The organism is Roseateles sp. (assembly GCF_039929605.1).
In the GTDB taxonomy this organism is placed as follows: domain Bacteria; phylum Pseudomonadota; class Gammaproteobacteria; order Burkholderiales; family Burkholderiaceae_C; genus Pelomonas.
Window position 1 is genome coordinate 58,759 of sequence record NZ_JBDSQX010000099.1, and the last position, 13,389, is coordinate 72,147.

The 13,389-nt window shown below is 64.4% G+C and carries 15 protein-coding genes and 1 tRNA gene; all 16 read right to left on the reverse strand.

Annotated features, from left to right (window positions below; genetic code table 11):
• Positions 1 to 2: 2 nt before the first annotated feature.
• Positions 3 to 338, reverse strand: coding sequence for an NADH-quinone oxidoreductase subunit NuoK (gene nuoK / locus ABIS05_RS13695; RefSeq protein WP_348010670.1), 336 nt, complete (start codon positions 336 to 338; stop codon positions 3 to 5).
• A complete protein-coding gene (locus ABIS05_RS13700; RefSeq protein WP_348010671.1) occupies positions 335 to 979 on the reverse strand; it encodes an NADH-quinone oxidoreductase subunit J in 645 nt (214 codons plus the stop codon). Before ABIS05_RS13700 ends, nuoK begins: the two co-directional genes overlap by 4 nt.
• A 146-nt stretch (positions 980 to 1,125) precedes the next feature.
• Positions 1,126 to 1,614, reverse strand: a complete 489-nt coding sequence (gene nuoI / locus ABIS05_RS13705) for an NADH-quinone oxidoreductase subunit NuoI (RefSeq protein ID WP_348010672.1) — start codon at positions 1,612 to 1,614, stop codon at positions 1,126 to 1,128.
• A 10-nt stretch (positions 1,615 to 1,624) separates the two neighbouring features.
• Positions 1,625 to 2,728, reverse strand: a complete 1,104-nt coding sequence (gene nuoH / locus ABIS05_RS13710; RefSeq protein ID WP_348010673.1) for an NADH-quinone oxidoreductase subunit NuoH — start codon at positions 2,726 to 2,728, stop codon at positions 1,625 to 1,627.
• Positions 2,729 to 2,742: 14 nt separating this feature from the next.
• Positions 2,743 to 5,049: an NADH-quinone oxidoreductase subunit NuoG gene (gene nuoG / locus ABIS05_RS13715; RefSeq protein ID WP_348010674.1), complete on the reverse strand. Its 2,307-nt coding sequence runs from the start codon at positions 5,047 to 5,049 to the stop codon at positions 2,743 to 2,745.
• Between the two features lie 20 nt (positions 5,050 to 5,069).
• On the reverse strand, positions 5,070 to 6,404 hold the full coding sequence (gene nuoF / locus ABIS05_RS13720; RefSeq protein WP_348010675.1) for an NADH-quinone oxidoreductase subunit NuoF: 1,335 nt from the start codon (positions 6,402 to 6,404) through the stop codon (positions 5,070 to 5,072).
• Between the two features lie 7 nt (positions 6,405 to 6,411).
• Entirely contained in the window at positions 6,412 to 6,915 is a 504-nt protein-coding gene (gene nuoE / locus ABIS05_RS13725; protein ID WP_348010676.1) for an NAD(P)H-dependent oxidoreductase subunit E, read from the reverse strand.
• Positions 6,912 to 8,165, reverse strand: a complete 1,254-nt coding sequence (locus tag ABIS05_RS13730) for an NADH-quinone oxidoreductase subunit D (protein WP_348010677.1) — start codon at positions 8,163 to 8,165, stop codon at positions 6,912 to 6,914. The genes nuoE and ABIS05_RS13730 overlap by 4 nt, the downstream gene beginning before the upstream one ends.
• A 2-nt stretch (positions 8,166 to 8,167) precedes the next feature.
• A complete protein-coding gene (locus tag ABIS05_RS13735) occupies positions 8,168 to 8,764 on the reverse strand; it encodes an NADH-quinone oxidoreductase subunit C (RefSeq protein ID WP_348010678.1) in 597 nt (198 codons plus the stop codon).
• A 10-nt stretch (positions 8,765 to 8,774) separates the two neighbouring features.
• Complete coding sequence (locus tag ABIS05_RS13740) at positions 8,775 to 9,251, reverse strand: NADH-quinone oxidoreductase subunit B family protein (RefSeq protein WP_046113908.1); 477 nt, start codon at positions 9,249 to 9,251, stop codon at positions 8,775 to 8,777.
• A gap of 30 nt (positions 9,252 to 9,281) precedes the next feature.
• The gene (locus ABIS05_RS13745) at positions 9,282 to 9,641 is read right to left on the reverse strand and encodes an NADH-quinone oxidoreductase subunit A (RefSeq protein WP_348010679.1); all 360 of its coding nucleotides are present in this window, start codon (positions 9,639 to 9,641) and stop codon (positions 9,282 to 9,284) included.
• A gap of 220 nt (positions 9,642 to 9,861) precedes the next feature.
• Positions 9,862 to 9,946, reverse strand: a tRNA-Leu gene (locus ABIS05_RS13750).
• Positions 9,947 to 10,057: 111 nt separating this feature from the next.
• Positions 10,058 to 10,444 carry a preprotein translocase subunit SecG gene (gene secG / locus ABIS05_RS13755; protein WP_348010680.1) on the reverse strand — a complete coding sequence of 129 codons (387 nt, stop codon included), beginning with the start codon at positions 10,442 to 10,444 and terminating at the stop codon, positions 10,058 to 10,060.
• A gap of 59 nt (positions 10,445 to 10,503) precedes the next feature.
• Complete coding sequence (gene tpiA, locus ABIS05_RS13760; protein WP_348010681.1) at positions 10,504 to 11,247, reverse strand: triose-phosphate isomerase; 744 nt, start codon at positions 11,245 to 11,247, stop codon at positions 10,504 to 10,506.
• 1 nt (position 11,248) lies between these two features.
• A complete protein-coding gene (locus tag ABIS05_RS13765; RefSeq protein WP_348010682.1) occupies positions 11,249 to 12,244 on the reverse strand; it encodes an NAD(P)H-quinone oxidoreductase in 996 nt (331 codons plus the stop codon).
• Positions 12,245 to 12,255: 11 nt separating this feature from the next.
• Positions 12,256 to 13,389, reverse strand: a 1,134-nt coding sequence (pnp, locus tag ABIS05_RS13770; protein WP_348010683.1) for a polyribonucleotide nucleotidyltransferase, incomplete at its 5' end; no start/stop codon positions are given.

Sequence of the window (13,389 nt, forward strand, 5' to 3'; positions counted from 1 at the left end):
CCTTAGCCCTTGAGCTCGTCGAGTTCTTCGACGTTGATGCTGGCGCGGTTGCGGAACAGCACGACGAGGATGGCCAGGCCGATGGCCGACTCGGCCGCCGCGACGGTCAGGATGAAGAACACGAAGACCTGGCCGGCCATCTTGTCGGCCTCGACGGGCAGATAGTGCGAGAAGGCAACGAAGTTCAGGTTGACCGCCAGCAGCATCAGCTCGATCGCCATCAGCAGCACGATCAGGTTCTTGCGGTTCAGGAAGATGCCGATCACCGACAGCGCGAACAGCATCGCGCCGAGCGTCAGGAAATGGCCCAGGGTCAATCCAGCAGCGGCGCCGATCATGCCTTGCCTCCTTCGGTAGGTGAGGCGGGCGGCGCCGGCGTTGCGCTGACGGTGGGCGCCATCTTGACGATCTTCAGGCGCTGGGCCTTGGTGACCTTGATCTGCTCGGACGGGTCCATGGCGCGCGAGTCCTTGCGGCGGCGCAGCGTCAAGGCGATGGCCGCGACGATGGCGACCAGCAGCAGCACTGCCGCAATCTGCAGCGGGTACAGGTAGGCGGTGTAGACCTCGATGCCCAGCAGCTTGGTGTTGCCCATGCTGATCTGCTCGGCGGTGGCCACCGGCGCGTCGGCCAGCTGGAAGCCGCCCATCAGCACGATGCCCATCTCGAAGGCGATCAGTGCCCCCACGACGGCCGCGAGCGGCAGGTGCTTCCAGAAGCCTTCACGCATGCTGTCCGTGTTCAGGTCCAGCATCATGACGACGAAGAGGAAGAGCACCATCACCGCGCCGATGTAGACGAGCACCAGCGCAATCGCCAAGAACTCGGCCTGCAGCAGCATCCAGATGCAGGACGCCGTGAAAAACGACAGGATCAGGAACAGCGCCGCATGCACGGTGCTGCGCGCGGTGATGACGCGGAACGACGACACCAGCAAGATGCCGGAGAAGACGTAGAAAAGGATGGTCGTGATGTCCATATGTGCTCAGGCAAACATTGGTGACCTGGATCCGGGGCGTCCGCCGGGCCGTCCCAAGGACGACTCGGGCAGATGTGGACGGCGGCGCTTGCCGGCGTTCATCTGCGTCCCCTCGGGGGACCGGCCGGGTACTCCCGGACGAGGGGTCAACGATATTTAGCGTCGGCCTCCTTCTGGGCTGCGATCTCGGTCTCGTATTTGTCACCGACTGCCAGCAGCATGTCCTTGGTGAAGTACAGGTCGCCGCGCTTTTCTCCGTGGTATTCGAAGATGCTCGTCTCGACGATGGAGTCCACCGGGCAGCTCTCTTCGCAGAAGCCGCAGAAGATGCACTTGGTCAGGTCGATGTCGTAGCGCGTGGTGCGGCGGCTGCCGTCGGCGCGCACGTCGCTCTCGATGGTGATGGCCAACGCCGGGCACACAGCCTCGCAGAGCTTGCAGGCGATGCAGCGCTCTTCACCGTTTTCATAACGGCGCAGCGCATGCAGGCCGCGGAAGCGCGGCGAGAGCGGTGTCTTCTCCTCGGGGAACTGGATGGTGATGTTGCGCGAGAGGAAATGCCTCCCGGTGAGCTTCATCCCCTTGAGCAGTTCCCAGAGGAAGAACGTCTTCGCGAAATTCGTGATTGCAGTCATGGGCGCCGCCTCACTTCCAGATGTTGTACGGAGCCGGCAATTGCATCCAGGCACCCACAACGACCAGCCAGATCAGCGTGATGGGAATGAAGATCTTCCAGCCCAGACGCATGATCTGGTCGTAGCGGAAGCGCGGGAACGTGGCACGCACCCACAGGAACATCGTGACGACGAAGAAGGTCTTGCCGAACAGCCAGGCCCAGTTCCAGAACGCCATCGTGTGCTGGATGAAGGCCGGCGGCTCCATGCCGAACAAGCTCCAGGAGATCGGTGCCGTCCAGCCGCCCAGGAACATGAGGACGGCCAGGCATGACACGAGGATCATGTTGGCGTACTCGGCCAGGAAGAACATCGCGAACGACATGCCCGAGTACTCGATCATGTGGCCGGCAACGATTTCCGACTCGCCTTCGACAACGTCGAACGGGTGGCGGTTGGTTTCGGCCAGGCCCGAAATGAAGTAGACGATAAAGATCGGGAACAGCGGCAGCCAGTTCCAGGACAGGAAGGTCAGGCCCATGTTGGCGAACGTGCCCTTGGCCTGCACCATGACGATTTCCGTCATGTTCAGGCTGCCGGTCACCATCAGCACGATGACGAGGGCGAAGCCCATCGAGATCTCGTAGGAGACCATCTGCGCCGACGCGCGCAGCGCGCCGAGGAAGGCGTACTTGGAGTTGGAGGCCCAGCCGGCAATGATGACGCCATAGACCTCGAGCGACGTGATCGCCATCAGGAACAGCAGGCCGGCATTGACGTTGGCGACTGCAGCATCCGGGCCGAAGGGCACGACGGCCCAGGCGGCCAGCGCCGGCATGATGGTCATGACCGGGCCGAGGAAGAAAAGGCCCTTGTGCGCAGCGGCCGGCTTGATGATCTCCTTGAAGATCAGCTTGACTGCATCGGCGATGGGGGTCAGCAGGCCATAAGGCCCAACGCGGTTCGGGCCCGGGCGGATCTGCGACCAGCCGATGGCCTTGCGCTCCCACAGCGTCAGGTAGGCCACGCAGCCCAGCAGCGGCAGGATGACCGCGATGATCTTCAGCAGGCTCCAGACCAGCGGCCACAAGGCCCCCAGCAGCGAGGCGCCGTTTTGGTAGAGAGAGTCGATCATTTCTTCAGGGTCCCTCAGACCTTGCTCAGCGTCAGCGTGCCGAAGGCGGCACCCAGCGCAGCGGTTTGTGCGAGGCCGGCGGGCACGCGGGCCACGCCGTCGGGCAGGCCGGCTTCGAGGCGGGCGGGCAACTGCGCCGCGCCACCGTCTTGCACGACGCGAACCAGATCGCCGGCTTGCAGGCCGAGTTGTTGCCACAGCGCCGTGGGCAGGCCGACCGTGGCAGCTTCGCGGCCGTCGGTCGTCAGCTGCAGCGAGGTCGAGTTGCGCACCAACGCGTCGGTTGCGTAGATGGGCAGGTTGGCGAAGCGCTCGATGCCTTCACCACGCGCAACGACTTGCGCTGGCGCCAATGTCGCATTGCTCAGGCGAGCAGAGACGTCGCCACCCAGCGCCTGCTCGCGCACCTGCTCGGAGCTGTCCTGGTCGAAGCCAGCCAAACCGAGCAGATTGCCCAGCACGCGCAGCACCTTCCAGCCCGGGCGCGTCTCGGCCAGCGGGCGGACGACGCCGACGAAGCTTTGCAGGCGACCCTCGGCGTTGACGAAACTGCCCGAGGTCTCCGTGAACGGCGCGATGGGCAGCAGCACATCGGCGTATTCGAGACCGGACTTGAATGGGCTCAGTATCACGACCATCTCGGCGGCTTCCAGAGCCTTGGCTGCGGCGGCGGCGTTGGCGGAGTCGAGCACCGGGTCGGTGTTCAGCAGCAGCGCAGCCTTCAGCGGCGTGCCGGTCAGCATCTGGCCGGCGTTCAGGCCGTCGATCTGCGGCTGCGCCTTGACGAGTTGGGCGCCGACCGTGTTGGCGGCAGCGGTCAGATAGCCGACGCTGGCGCCGGTCTGTGCGCCTATCCATTGCGCCAGCGCCAGCAGGCTGGTGGCTTGCGGATGTTCAGCGGCGGCGTTGCCCAGCAGGATGGCCTTGCGTTGGCCCGATTGCAGGTCGCCGGCGATGGCCTTGGCTGCATCGGTGGCGGTGCCGGCCAGCGGCGCGCCATCGCCAATCGCTGCGGCCACGTCGGCCAGGGCTTGTACCCAGCCCGAAGGTGCGACAGAGACCGAGGCGGCGAGCGGCATCAGCCAGTCGTCCTGGCTCACGCCGATGCGGCTGATCGCGGCACCACGGCGCGCAGCGTGGCGCAGGCGGGCGGCGAACAGCGGATGGTCCTTGCGCAGGTTGGAGCCGACGACGAGGGCGCGGTCCAGCTCGGACAGGCTCGCGATCGACGTGCCCAGCCAGTGCGCCTGGCCCGCTGCGGCGGCATTGCCGAAGTCGCTGTGGCGCAGGCGGTGATCAATGTTGTCGCTGCCCAGGCCGCGTACGAGTTGTGCGAGCAAGTGCAGTTCCTCGACGGTGCTGTGCGGCGAGCCCAGCGCACCGATGGACGCCGCGCCATGGTCAGTCTTGATCGACTTCAGGCCGTTGGCGATGTATTCCAGCGCCGTCGTCCAGTCGACCTGTTTCCAGGCGCCGCCCTGCTTGATCATCGGCGCGGTCAGGCGCGCGTCGCTGTTCAGCGCTTCGTAGCTGAAGCGGTCGCGGTCGGCGATCCAGCATTCGTTGACGTCTTCGTTCTCCAACGGCACGACGCGCAGGACCTGGTGGTTCTTGACCTGGACGACCAGGTTGGCGCCGGTCGAATCGTGCGGGGAGACTGACTTGCGACGGGAGAGCTCCCAGGTGCGGGCGCTGTAGCGGAAGGGCTTGCTGGTCAGCGCGCCGACCGGGCAGATGTCGATCATGTTGCCCGACAGTTCGGAGTCCACCGTGCGGCCGACAAAGGTCTGGATCTCGCTGTGCTCGCCGCGGTGGGCCATGCCCAATTCCATGACGCCGGCGATCTCCTGGCCGAAGCGCACGCAGCGGGTGCAGTGGATGCAGCGGCTCATCTCTTCCATCGAGATCAGCGGGCCGACGTTCTTGTGGAAGACGACGCGCTTCTCTTCGGTGTAGCGGCTCTTGCCTGCGCCGTAGCCCACGGCCAGGTCCTGCAGCTGGCATTCGCCGCCCTGGTCGCAGATGGGGCAGTCCAGCGGGTGGTTGATCAGCAGGAATTCCATGACGCCCTGCTGCGCCTTGATCGCCTTGTCGCTCTTGGTGCGGACGATCATGCCCTGCGTCACCGGCGTGGCGCAGGCGGGCATGGGCTTGGGCGCCTTTTCCACGTCCACCAGGCACATGCGGCAGTTGGCCGCGATGCTCAGCTTCTTGTGATAGCAGAAGTGCGGGATGTAGGTTCCGGCCTTTTCGGCGGCATGCATGATCATGCTGCCTTCCTTGGCTTCTACCTTCTGACCGTCGAGTTCGATTTCAACCATGGTGGTGTTTCTCTAGGCGCTCAGGTCGGAGCCACCAGGGGCTTCTTGTGTTCAATCAGGTGCAAGAACTCGTGTTTGAAGTTCTTGATCATGGCGCGCACAGGCATCGCCGCAGCGTCGCCCAGCGCACAGATCGTGCGGCCCTGGATGTTGTCTGCCACCGAGTTCAGCAGGTCGATATCCTCTGCCCTGCCCTCGCCGTGATAGATGCGTTCCAGCACGCGGTGCATCCAGCCGGTGCCTTCGCGGCAGGGCGTGCACTGTCCGCAGGACTCGTGGGCGTAGAAGTAGGACAGGCGCAACAGGCTCTGCACCATGCAGCGCGAGTCGTCGATGACGATGACGGCGCCCGAACCCAGCATGGAGCCGGCCTTGGCGATGGAGTCGTAGTCCATCGTGCACTGCATCATCACTTCGGCCGTCAGCACCGGGGCGGACGAACCGCCAGGGATCACGGCCTTGAGCGTGCGGCCCTTGCGCACGCCACCGGCCATCTCCAGCAGCACGGAGAACGGCGTGCCCAGCGGGATCTCGTAATTGCCCGGGCGTTCCACGTCGCCGGACACCGAGAACAGCTTGGTGCCGCCGTTGTTGGGCTTGCCGATGTCGAGGTAGGCCTGGCCGCCATTGCGGATGATCCAGGGCACCGCCGCAAACGTCTCGGTGTTGTTGATCGTCGTCGGCCGGCCGTACAGGCCGAAGCTGGCCGGGAACGGCGGCTTGAAGCGCGGCTGGCCCTTCTTGCCTTCGAGCGACTCCAGCAACGCGGTCTCTTCGCCGCAGATGTAGGCGCCAAAGCCGTGGTGGCCGTGCAGTTGAAAGCTGAAGGTCGAGCCGAGGATGTTGTCGCCGAGGTAGCCAGCGGCACGCGCTTCTTCCAGGGCCGCTTCGAAGCGCTCGTAGACCTCGAAGATCTCACCGTGGATGTAGTTGTAGCCGACCTTGATGCCCATCGCGAACGCGGCGATGGCCATGCCTTCGATGACCTGATGCGGATTGAACATCAGCAGGTCGCGGTCCTTGCAGGTGCCCGGCTCGCCTTCGTCCGAGTTGCAGACGAGATACTTTGCACCCGGGAACTGGCGCGGCATGAAGCTCCACTTCAGGCCGGTCGGGAAACCCGCGCCGCCGCGGCCGCGCAGCGCCGAGGTCTTCACTTCGGCAATGACCTGATCGGCCGTCATGCCGCCGTCAGCCGCGAGGATTTTCTTCAGCGCCGCGTAGCCACCGCGAGCTTCATAGTCCTTGATCGACCAGTTCTTGCCGTCCAGCCCGTCGTAGATCTGGGGCGTGATGTGGCGGCCATGGAAACAGGTCTCGGCGCCCGTGGATTGGAATTTGGTGAGGTCCAGCATGTCGTCCTCAGGCCTTCGCAGCTTCAGCGCGCAACACATCGACCAACTCATCGAGGCGGTCATTCGTCATGAAGCTGCACATCTGGCGGTCGTTGACCAGCATCACCGGCGAGTCGGCGCAGGCGCCCAGGCACTCGGTCTTCTGCACGGTGAACAGGCCGTCGGCCGTCGTACCGCCCTGCTCGATGCCCAGCTTGCCGCAAAGGTGGTCCAGCGCGTGCTGGCCGTCGCGCAGTTGACAAGGCAGGTTGGCACAGACGCCCAGCTTGAACTTGCCAACCGGGCGCTGGTTGTACATGTTGTAGAAGGTCGTCACCTCGTACACGGCGATAGGCGCCATGCCGAGATGAGCGGCGATTGCATCCTCCGCAGCGCGCGGCACGAAGCCCTCTTCCTGCTGCACGATGGCCAAGCAGGCCATGACGGCCGACTGGCGCAGTTCGTAGGGGTACTTGGCGACCTCGCGGTCGAAGCGCGCGCGGGTGGCGTCAGAGAGTTGGTAGCTGCTCATCGATCAATCTCGCCGAACACGATGTCCATGGTGCCGATGATGGCGACGGCGTCCGCAATCATGTGGCCGCGACCCATCTCGTCCAGCGCTGCCAAATGGGCAAAGCCCGGCGCGCGGATCTTCAGGCGATAGGGTTTGTTGGCGCCGTCGCTGACCATGTAGATGCCGAACTCGCCCTTCGGGTGCTCGACGGCCGCATAGGCCTCGCCCTCGGGCACGTGGAAGCCCTCGGTGAAGAGCTTGAAGTGGTGGATCAGCTCTTCCATGTTGGACTTCATGTCCACGCGCGAAGGCGGCGCCACCTTGTGGTTGTCGGTGATGACCGGGCCGGCGTTAGCACGCAGCCAGGCCGAGCACTGCTGGATGATGCGATTGGACTGGCGCATCTCTTCCACGCGCACCACGTAGCGGTCGTAGGTGTCGCCATTCGTGCCGATGGGGATGTCGAAATCCATCTTGTCGTACACGTCGTAGGGCTGCTTCTTGCGCAAGTCCCAGGCGATGCCGGAGCCGCGCAGCATCGGGCCGGTGAAGCCCAGATTCAGCGCGCGCTCGGGCGACACAACGCCAATACCGACGGTGCGCTGCTTCCAGATGCGGTTGTCGGTCAGCAGCGTTTCGTAGTCGTCGACGTTCTTCGGGAAGCGCGCCGTGAAGTCATCGATGAAGTCCAGCAGCGAGCCCTGGCGGTTCTCGTTGAGGCGGTCGATGGCCTTGGCATTGCGAATCTTGCTGGCCTGGTGCTTGGGCATCGTGTCCGGCAGGTCGCGGTAGACGCCGCCCGGCCGGAAGTAGGCCGCATGCATGCGCGCACCCGAAACCGCCTCGTACATGTCAAACAGGTCTTCGCGCTCGCGAAACGCATAGATGAGCACATTCATCGCACCGCAGTCCAGGCCATGCGCGCCCAGCCACATCAGGTGGTTCAGCAAGCGCGTGATCTCGGCAAACATCACACGGATGTATTGCGCGCGGATCGGCACTTCGATGCCCATCATCTTCTCGATGGCCAGGCAGTAGGCCTGCTCGTTGGCCATCATCGACACATAGTCGAGCCGGTCCATGTAGGGCAGCGACTGGATGTAGGTCTTGCTCTCGGCCAGCTTCTCGGTCGCGCGATGCAGCAGGCCGATGTGGGGGTCGGCGCGCTGGATGACTTCGCCGTCCAGCTCCAGCACCAGGCGCAGCACGCCGTGGGCGGCCGGGTGTTGCGGGCCGAAGTTGAGGGTGTAGTTCTTGATCTCGGCCATGTTCAGATTCCGCCGTACTTGTCTTCGCGGATGATGCGCGGCGTGATCTCGCGCGGCTCGATGCTCACCGGCTGGTAGATGACGCGCTTCTGCTCGGCGTCGTAGCGCATCTCGACGTGACCCGACACCGGGAAGTCCTTGCGCATCGGGTGGCCGATGAAGCCGTAGTCGGTCAGGATGCGGCGCAGGTCGTCATGGCCGTCGAAGATGACGCCGTACATGTCGAAGGCTTCGCGCTCGAACCAGTCGGCCGAACTCCACACGCCGGTGACCGAGGCCACCGCCGGGAAGTCGTCATCGGTGGCGAACACCTTCAGGCGCAGGCGCCAGTTCTTGCTGATCGACAGCAGGTGGCTGACGATGGCGTAACGCTGGCCTTCGTAGCCGCCGTTGCCGAATTCGCTGTAGTCGACGCCGCAAAGGTCGATCAACTGCTCAAACTTCAGTTCGGCGTGGTCCCGCAGCGTGGTGGCAACTTCGAGGTAATCGGCCGCACGCACGGTCAGCGTCAGTTCACCCAGGGCGGACTGAAGCGAGACGACGCGTTCACCGAGGATGGCGCCAACCTGCTGGGCCAGGATTTCGAGATTCAGGCTCATACCTTGGCGCTCAGCGGGCAATGGTGTTTTCGCGGCGGATCTTGGCCTGCAACTGCAGGATGCCGTACAGCAGCGCTTCGGCCGTCGGCGGGCAGCCGGGCACGTAGACGTCCACCGGCACGATGCGGTCGCAACCACGCACGACGGAATAGCTGTAGTGGTAGTAGCCGCCACCATTGGCGCAGCTGCCCATCGACAGCACCCAGCGCGGCTCGGCCATCTGGTCATAGACCTTGCGCAGCGCCGGCGCCATCTTGTTGCACAGCGTGCCGGCCACGATCATCAGGTCGGACTGGCGCGGGCTCGGGCGAAACAACATGCCGAAGCGGTCGATGTCGTAGCGAGCGGCGCCCGCGTGCATCATCTCGACGGCACAGCAAGCCAAGCCAAACGTCATCGGCCACAGCGAGCCGGTCTTGGACCAGTTGATAAGCTTGTCCACCGAGGTGGTGACGAAGCCCTCTTTCAAGACGCCTTCAATACCCATATCGAATTCCCAGCTTGTGTCGGCGCAGGCTTATTCCCAATCGAGGGCGCCCTTTTTCCATTCGTAGGCAAAGCCGACGACCAGAATGCCGAGGAAGATCATCATCGCCCAGAAGCCCGTTGCACCAATCTCCTTGAGCGCCACGGCCCAGGGAAACAGGAAGGCAATTTCCAAGTCGAAAAGAATGAACAGAATCGCGACGAGGTAGTAACGCACGTCGAATTTCATGCGCGCGTCTTCAAAGGCCTCAAAGCCGCATTCGTAAGGGGAGTTCTTGGCCGCATCGGGCCGATTCGGGCCGAGCAGTGCGCCGAGCACCTGGGGTGCTATCCCGACCACCGTGCCGACCAAAATGAAGAGGATGACAGGCAGGTATTGATCGAGATTCATCTGGGCTTTCTCGGGTCGACTAAAACGACTTCGTCAACATGACTTGCAAAAAGCAGGCCACAAAAGCAAACGGACGCGCCACCAGCGAATCGAAAAAACTCGCTCGCGGATCGCGCCCGCCTTAAACCTAGCTTTGACCAACCCGAATCAGGCGATCTCAGCGACAGGTCGCTCTGGCTGACTCCCGCTTCAAGACCAGCGGGAATCCTAGCCGATGTTCTGGTGCCGTCGGCGAGACTCGAACTCGCACAGCTTTCGCCACTACCCCCTCAAGATAGCGTGTCTACCAATTTCACCACGACGGCAGGTATTCAAATCGCCCGGCAGCTAATGAGGGTTTGCTTGCCAGACAGCCTCGCATTCTATACCGAAAAGTCAGGGCTTCCCGGTGAGCAGACGAGGGTTTTAGTCGGGATTCAGTTCGCTGTTGCGGAGGCTGCGACCGATGCCGGCACGGCCGGAGCCACGACAGCGCCAGGGATGGCAGCAGCGCCGGAAGCAGCCGGCGCGGGCGCGGTGACCGGGGCGCGATCCAACGCACTGTCACTGCCCGAAGTGGCCGTGCGCCCGTTGGACAGGAAGGCAAGGCCCAGCGTGCAACCGAAGAACAACGTGGCCGCGACGGCCGTGGTGCGCGACAGGAAATTGGCGCTGCCGGTGGCGCCGAATAGGCTGCCCGACGCACCACTGCCGAAGGAGGCACCCATGTCGGCACCCTTGCCGTGCTGCACCAGTACCAGACCGATGATCGCCAGAGCCGAAAGCAACTGAACGATCAAAACCAGATTTGCAAAGAACTGCATTCCAAACACTCCATCAAAACTCTTGTGACGGGCGCCCTCATGGCACACGCCGGGATAACTCAGTGGGCCGCAGCCCGGCAGATGGCGGCAAAGTCGGCCACCTTCAACGACGCGCCGCCAATCAGGCCGCCGTCGATGTCCGCCTGCGAGAACAACTCGGCCGCGTTGTCGGCCTTGACGCTGCCGCCATAGAGGATGCGCATGACGCCAGAACGGTCCGTCGCCGCGTGCAACTGGGCGCGCAGCACAGCGTGCACAGCCTGCGCTTCGGCGGGCGAGGCGGTCAGGCCGGTGCCGATGGCCCAGACGGGCTCGTAGGCCACGACCATCTCGCCGCAGCAGTGGGCCAGCGTGTGGATGACGGCCGCGAGTTGGCGCTTGACGACGGCTTCGGTCTGGCCTGCTTCGCGCTCGGCGCGCGTCTCGCCGACGCAGACGATGGGCGTCACACCGTGGGCCAGCGCGGCCTTGGCCTTGTCGGCGACGAGCTGGTCGCTCTCCGCGTGATAGGCGCGTCGCTCCGAGTGGCCGACGATGGCGTAGCGGCAGCCAACGTCGGCCAGCATCGCGCTGGACACCTCGCCGGTGTAGGCGCCCTGCTCGTGCGAGGAGCAATCCTGCGCACCGTAGGCGATGGCGTTGCCTGTCAGCGCAAGCGCTGTTTCGGCGATGTAGAGGGCCGGCACGCAAACGGCGACGTCGGCGTTCCAGGGGCCGGCTTCTTTGAGGCCGGCAAGCAACTGCGCGTTGGCCGCACGGTTGCCATGCATCTTCCAGTTGCCTACGACGAGTTTTCTTCTCATGTCAGCTCCGTTGCCATGTGAGCACGATCTTGCCGATGTGCTGGTTCGATTCCATCAGCGCATGCGCCTCGGCAGCCTGGGCCGCCGGCAGCTCGCGGCAAACGACCGGCTTGACGCGTCCTGCTTCGATCAGCGGCCATACCTTGTCACGCAGTGCGCGTGCGAGCCCCGCCTTGAATGCCGCCGAGCGCGGGCGCAGCGTCGAGCCGGTGATCGTCAAACGCTTGCGCAGCACGAGGCCGGCGTCGATCTCCGACTTCACGCCACCCTGCACCGCGATCAGCGCCAGACGGCCATCCTCAGCCAGCGCCTGCACGCCGCGGCCGATGTAGTCGCCCGCCACCATGTCCAGGATCACGTCGACGCCACGACCGCCCGTGGCAGCCTTGGCTTCGGCGACGAAGTCCTGTTCGCGGTAGTTGATGGCGACGTCGGCGCCCAGCGCCTTGCAGGCTTCGGCCTTGTCGGCACTGCCGACGGTCACCAGCACACGGGCGCCGAGCGCCTTGGCGATCTGGATAGCCGTCACGCCGATGCCGCTGGAGCCGCCATGGATCAGCAGCGTCTCGCCGGCTTGCAGGCCAACGCGATCAAAGACATTGGCCCAGACGGTGTAGCAGGTCTCGGGCAGCGTCGCGGCTTGCGCCAGCGTCCAGCCTCGCGGCACCGGCAAGCATTGGCCTACCGGCGCCGTGCACAGTTCGGCATAGCCACCACCGTTGACCAACGCGCAGACCTCGTCGCCCAGCTTGAAGCCATGCGCGGCCAGGGCTCCGACGTCCCCGGCGACGATCTCGCCAGCAACCTCAAGCCCGGGCAGCTCGCTCGCACCCGGCGGCGGCGGGTAGGCGCCCTTGCGCTGCAGCACGTCCGGGCGGTTGATGCCCGAAGCTGCAACGCGGATCAGGCACTCACCCGGGCCCGCGACTGGGTCCGGCCTCTCGGCCAGCTCCAGCACTTCGGGCCCGCCGGGGCGGGTGATTGCGATGGCTTTCATCGCTGAGTCAATTACTCCGCAGCAGGCGGCGTGACGTCAGCCGCAGGCGCGGCCGGAGCCGGCGCGGCGTCACGGTCGATCAGCGCCTTCATCGACAGCTTGATGCGACCCTTCTCGTCGGTCTCGAGCACCTTGACCTTGACCACTTGGCCTTCGGTCAGGAAGTCAGTGACCTTCTCGACGCGCTGGTGGGCGATCTGGCTGATGTGCAGCAGGCCGTCCTTGCCAGGCAGCAGATTCACGAGGGCGCCGAAGTCCAGGATCTTGACGATCGGGCCTTCGTAGATCTTGCCCACTTCGACTTCGGCGGTGATTTCCTGAATGCGCTTCTTGGCCAGTTCGGCCTTGTCGGCATCCGTCGAGGCGATCGTGATCGTGCCGTCTTCGCCGATGTCGATCGTCGTGCCGGTCTCTTCGGTCAGTGCGCGGATGGTGGAGCCGCCCTTGCCGATGACGTCACGGATCTTCTCCGGGTTGATCTTCATCGTGTACAGACGCGGCGCGAATTGCGACACCTCGGTGTTGGCCGTGCCCATGGCTTCCGTCATCTTGCCGAGGATGTGCAGGCGAGCTTCCTTGGCTTGCGCCAGGGCGACCTGCATGATTTCCTTGGTGATGCCCTGGATCTTGATGTCCATCTGCAGGGCGGTGATGCCGGTCGTCGTGCCGGCCACCTTGAAGTCCATGTCGCCGAGGTGATCTTCGTCACCCAGGATATCGGTCAGCACGGCAAAGCGGTTAGCGTCCTTGATCAGGCCCATGGCGATGCCGGCCACGTGGGCCTTCATCGGCACGCCGGCGTCCTTCAGCGCGAGGCAGCCGCCGCAGACCGAAGCCATCGACGACGAGCCGTTGGACTCGGTGATTTCCGAGACCACGCGCACCGAGTACGGGAAGTCTTCCTTGCTCGGCAACGCGGCGATCAGCGCGCGCTTGGCGAGGCGGCCGTGGCCGATTTCGCGGCGCTTCGGGCTACCGACACGACCCGTCTCGCCGGTGGCGAAGGGGGGCATGTTGTAGTGCATCATGAAGCGGTCTTCGAACTCGCCGTCCAGCGCGTCGATGCGCTGTGCGTCACGGTCCGTGCCCAGCGTCGCGATGACGAGAGCCTGGGTCTCGCCGCGCGTGAACAGCGCCGAGCCGTG

Bases quoted from the DNA above. Each gene is read 5' to 3' on its own strand.
- nuoK (WP_348010670.1), bottom strand. From the start codon at position 338: ATGATCGGCGCCGCTGCTGGATTGACCCTGGGCCATTTCCTGACGCTC.
- ABIS05_RS13700 (WP_348010671.1), bottom strand. From the start codon at position 979: ATGGACATCACGACCATCCTTTTCTACGTCTTCTCCGGCATCTTGCTG.
- nuoI (WP_348010672.1), bottom strand. From the start codon at position 1,614: ATGACTGCAATCACGAATTTCGCGAAGACGTTCTTCCTCTGGGAACTG.
- nuoH (WP_348010673.1), bottom strand. From the start codon at position 2,728: ATGATCGACTCTCTCTACCAAAACGGCGCCTCGCTGCTGGGGGCCTTG.
- nuoG (WP_348010674.1), bottom strand. From the start codon at position 5,049: ATGGTTGAAATCGAACTCGACGGTCAGAAGGTAGAAGCCAAGGAAGGC.
- nuoF (WP_348010675.1), bottom strand. From the start codon at position 6,404: ATGCTGGACCTCACCAAATTCCAATCCACGGGCGCCGAGACCTGTTTC.
- nuoE (WP_348010676.1), bottom strand. From the start codon at position 6,915: ATGAGCAGCTACCAACTCTCTGACGCCACCCGCGCGCGCTTCGACCGC.
- ABIS05_RS13730 (WP_348010677.1), bottom strand. From the start codon at position 8,165: ATGGCCGAGATCAAGAACTACACCCTCAACTTCGGCCCGCAACACCCG.
- ABIS05_RS13735 (WP_348010678.1), bottom strand. From the start codon at position 8,764: ATGAGCCTGAATCTCGAAATCCTGGCCCAGCAGGTTGGCGCCATCCTC.
- ABIS05_RS13740 (WP_046113908.1), bottom strand. From the start codon at position 9,251: ATGGGTATTGAAGGCGTCTTGAAAGAGGGCTTCGTCACCACCTCGGTG.
- ABIS05_RS13745 (WP_348010679.1), bottom strand. From the start codon at position 9,641: ATGAATCTCGATCAATACCTGCCTGTCATCCTCTTCATTTTGGTCGGC.
- secG (WP_348010680.1), bottom strand. From the start codon at position 10,444: ATGCAGTTCTTTGCAAATCTGGTTTTGATCGTTCAGTTGCTTTCGGCT.
- tpiA (WP_348010681.1), bottom strand. From the start codon at position 11,247: ATGAGAAGAAAACTCGTCGTAGGCAACTGGAAGATGCATGGCAACCGT.
- ABIS05_RS13765 (WP_348010682.1), bottom strand. From the start codon at position 12,244: ATGAAAGCCATCGCAATCACCCGCCCCGGCGGGCCCGAAGTGCTGGAG.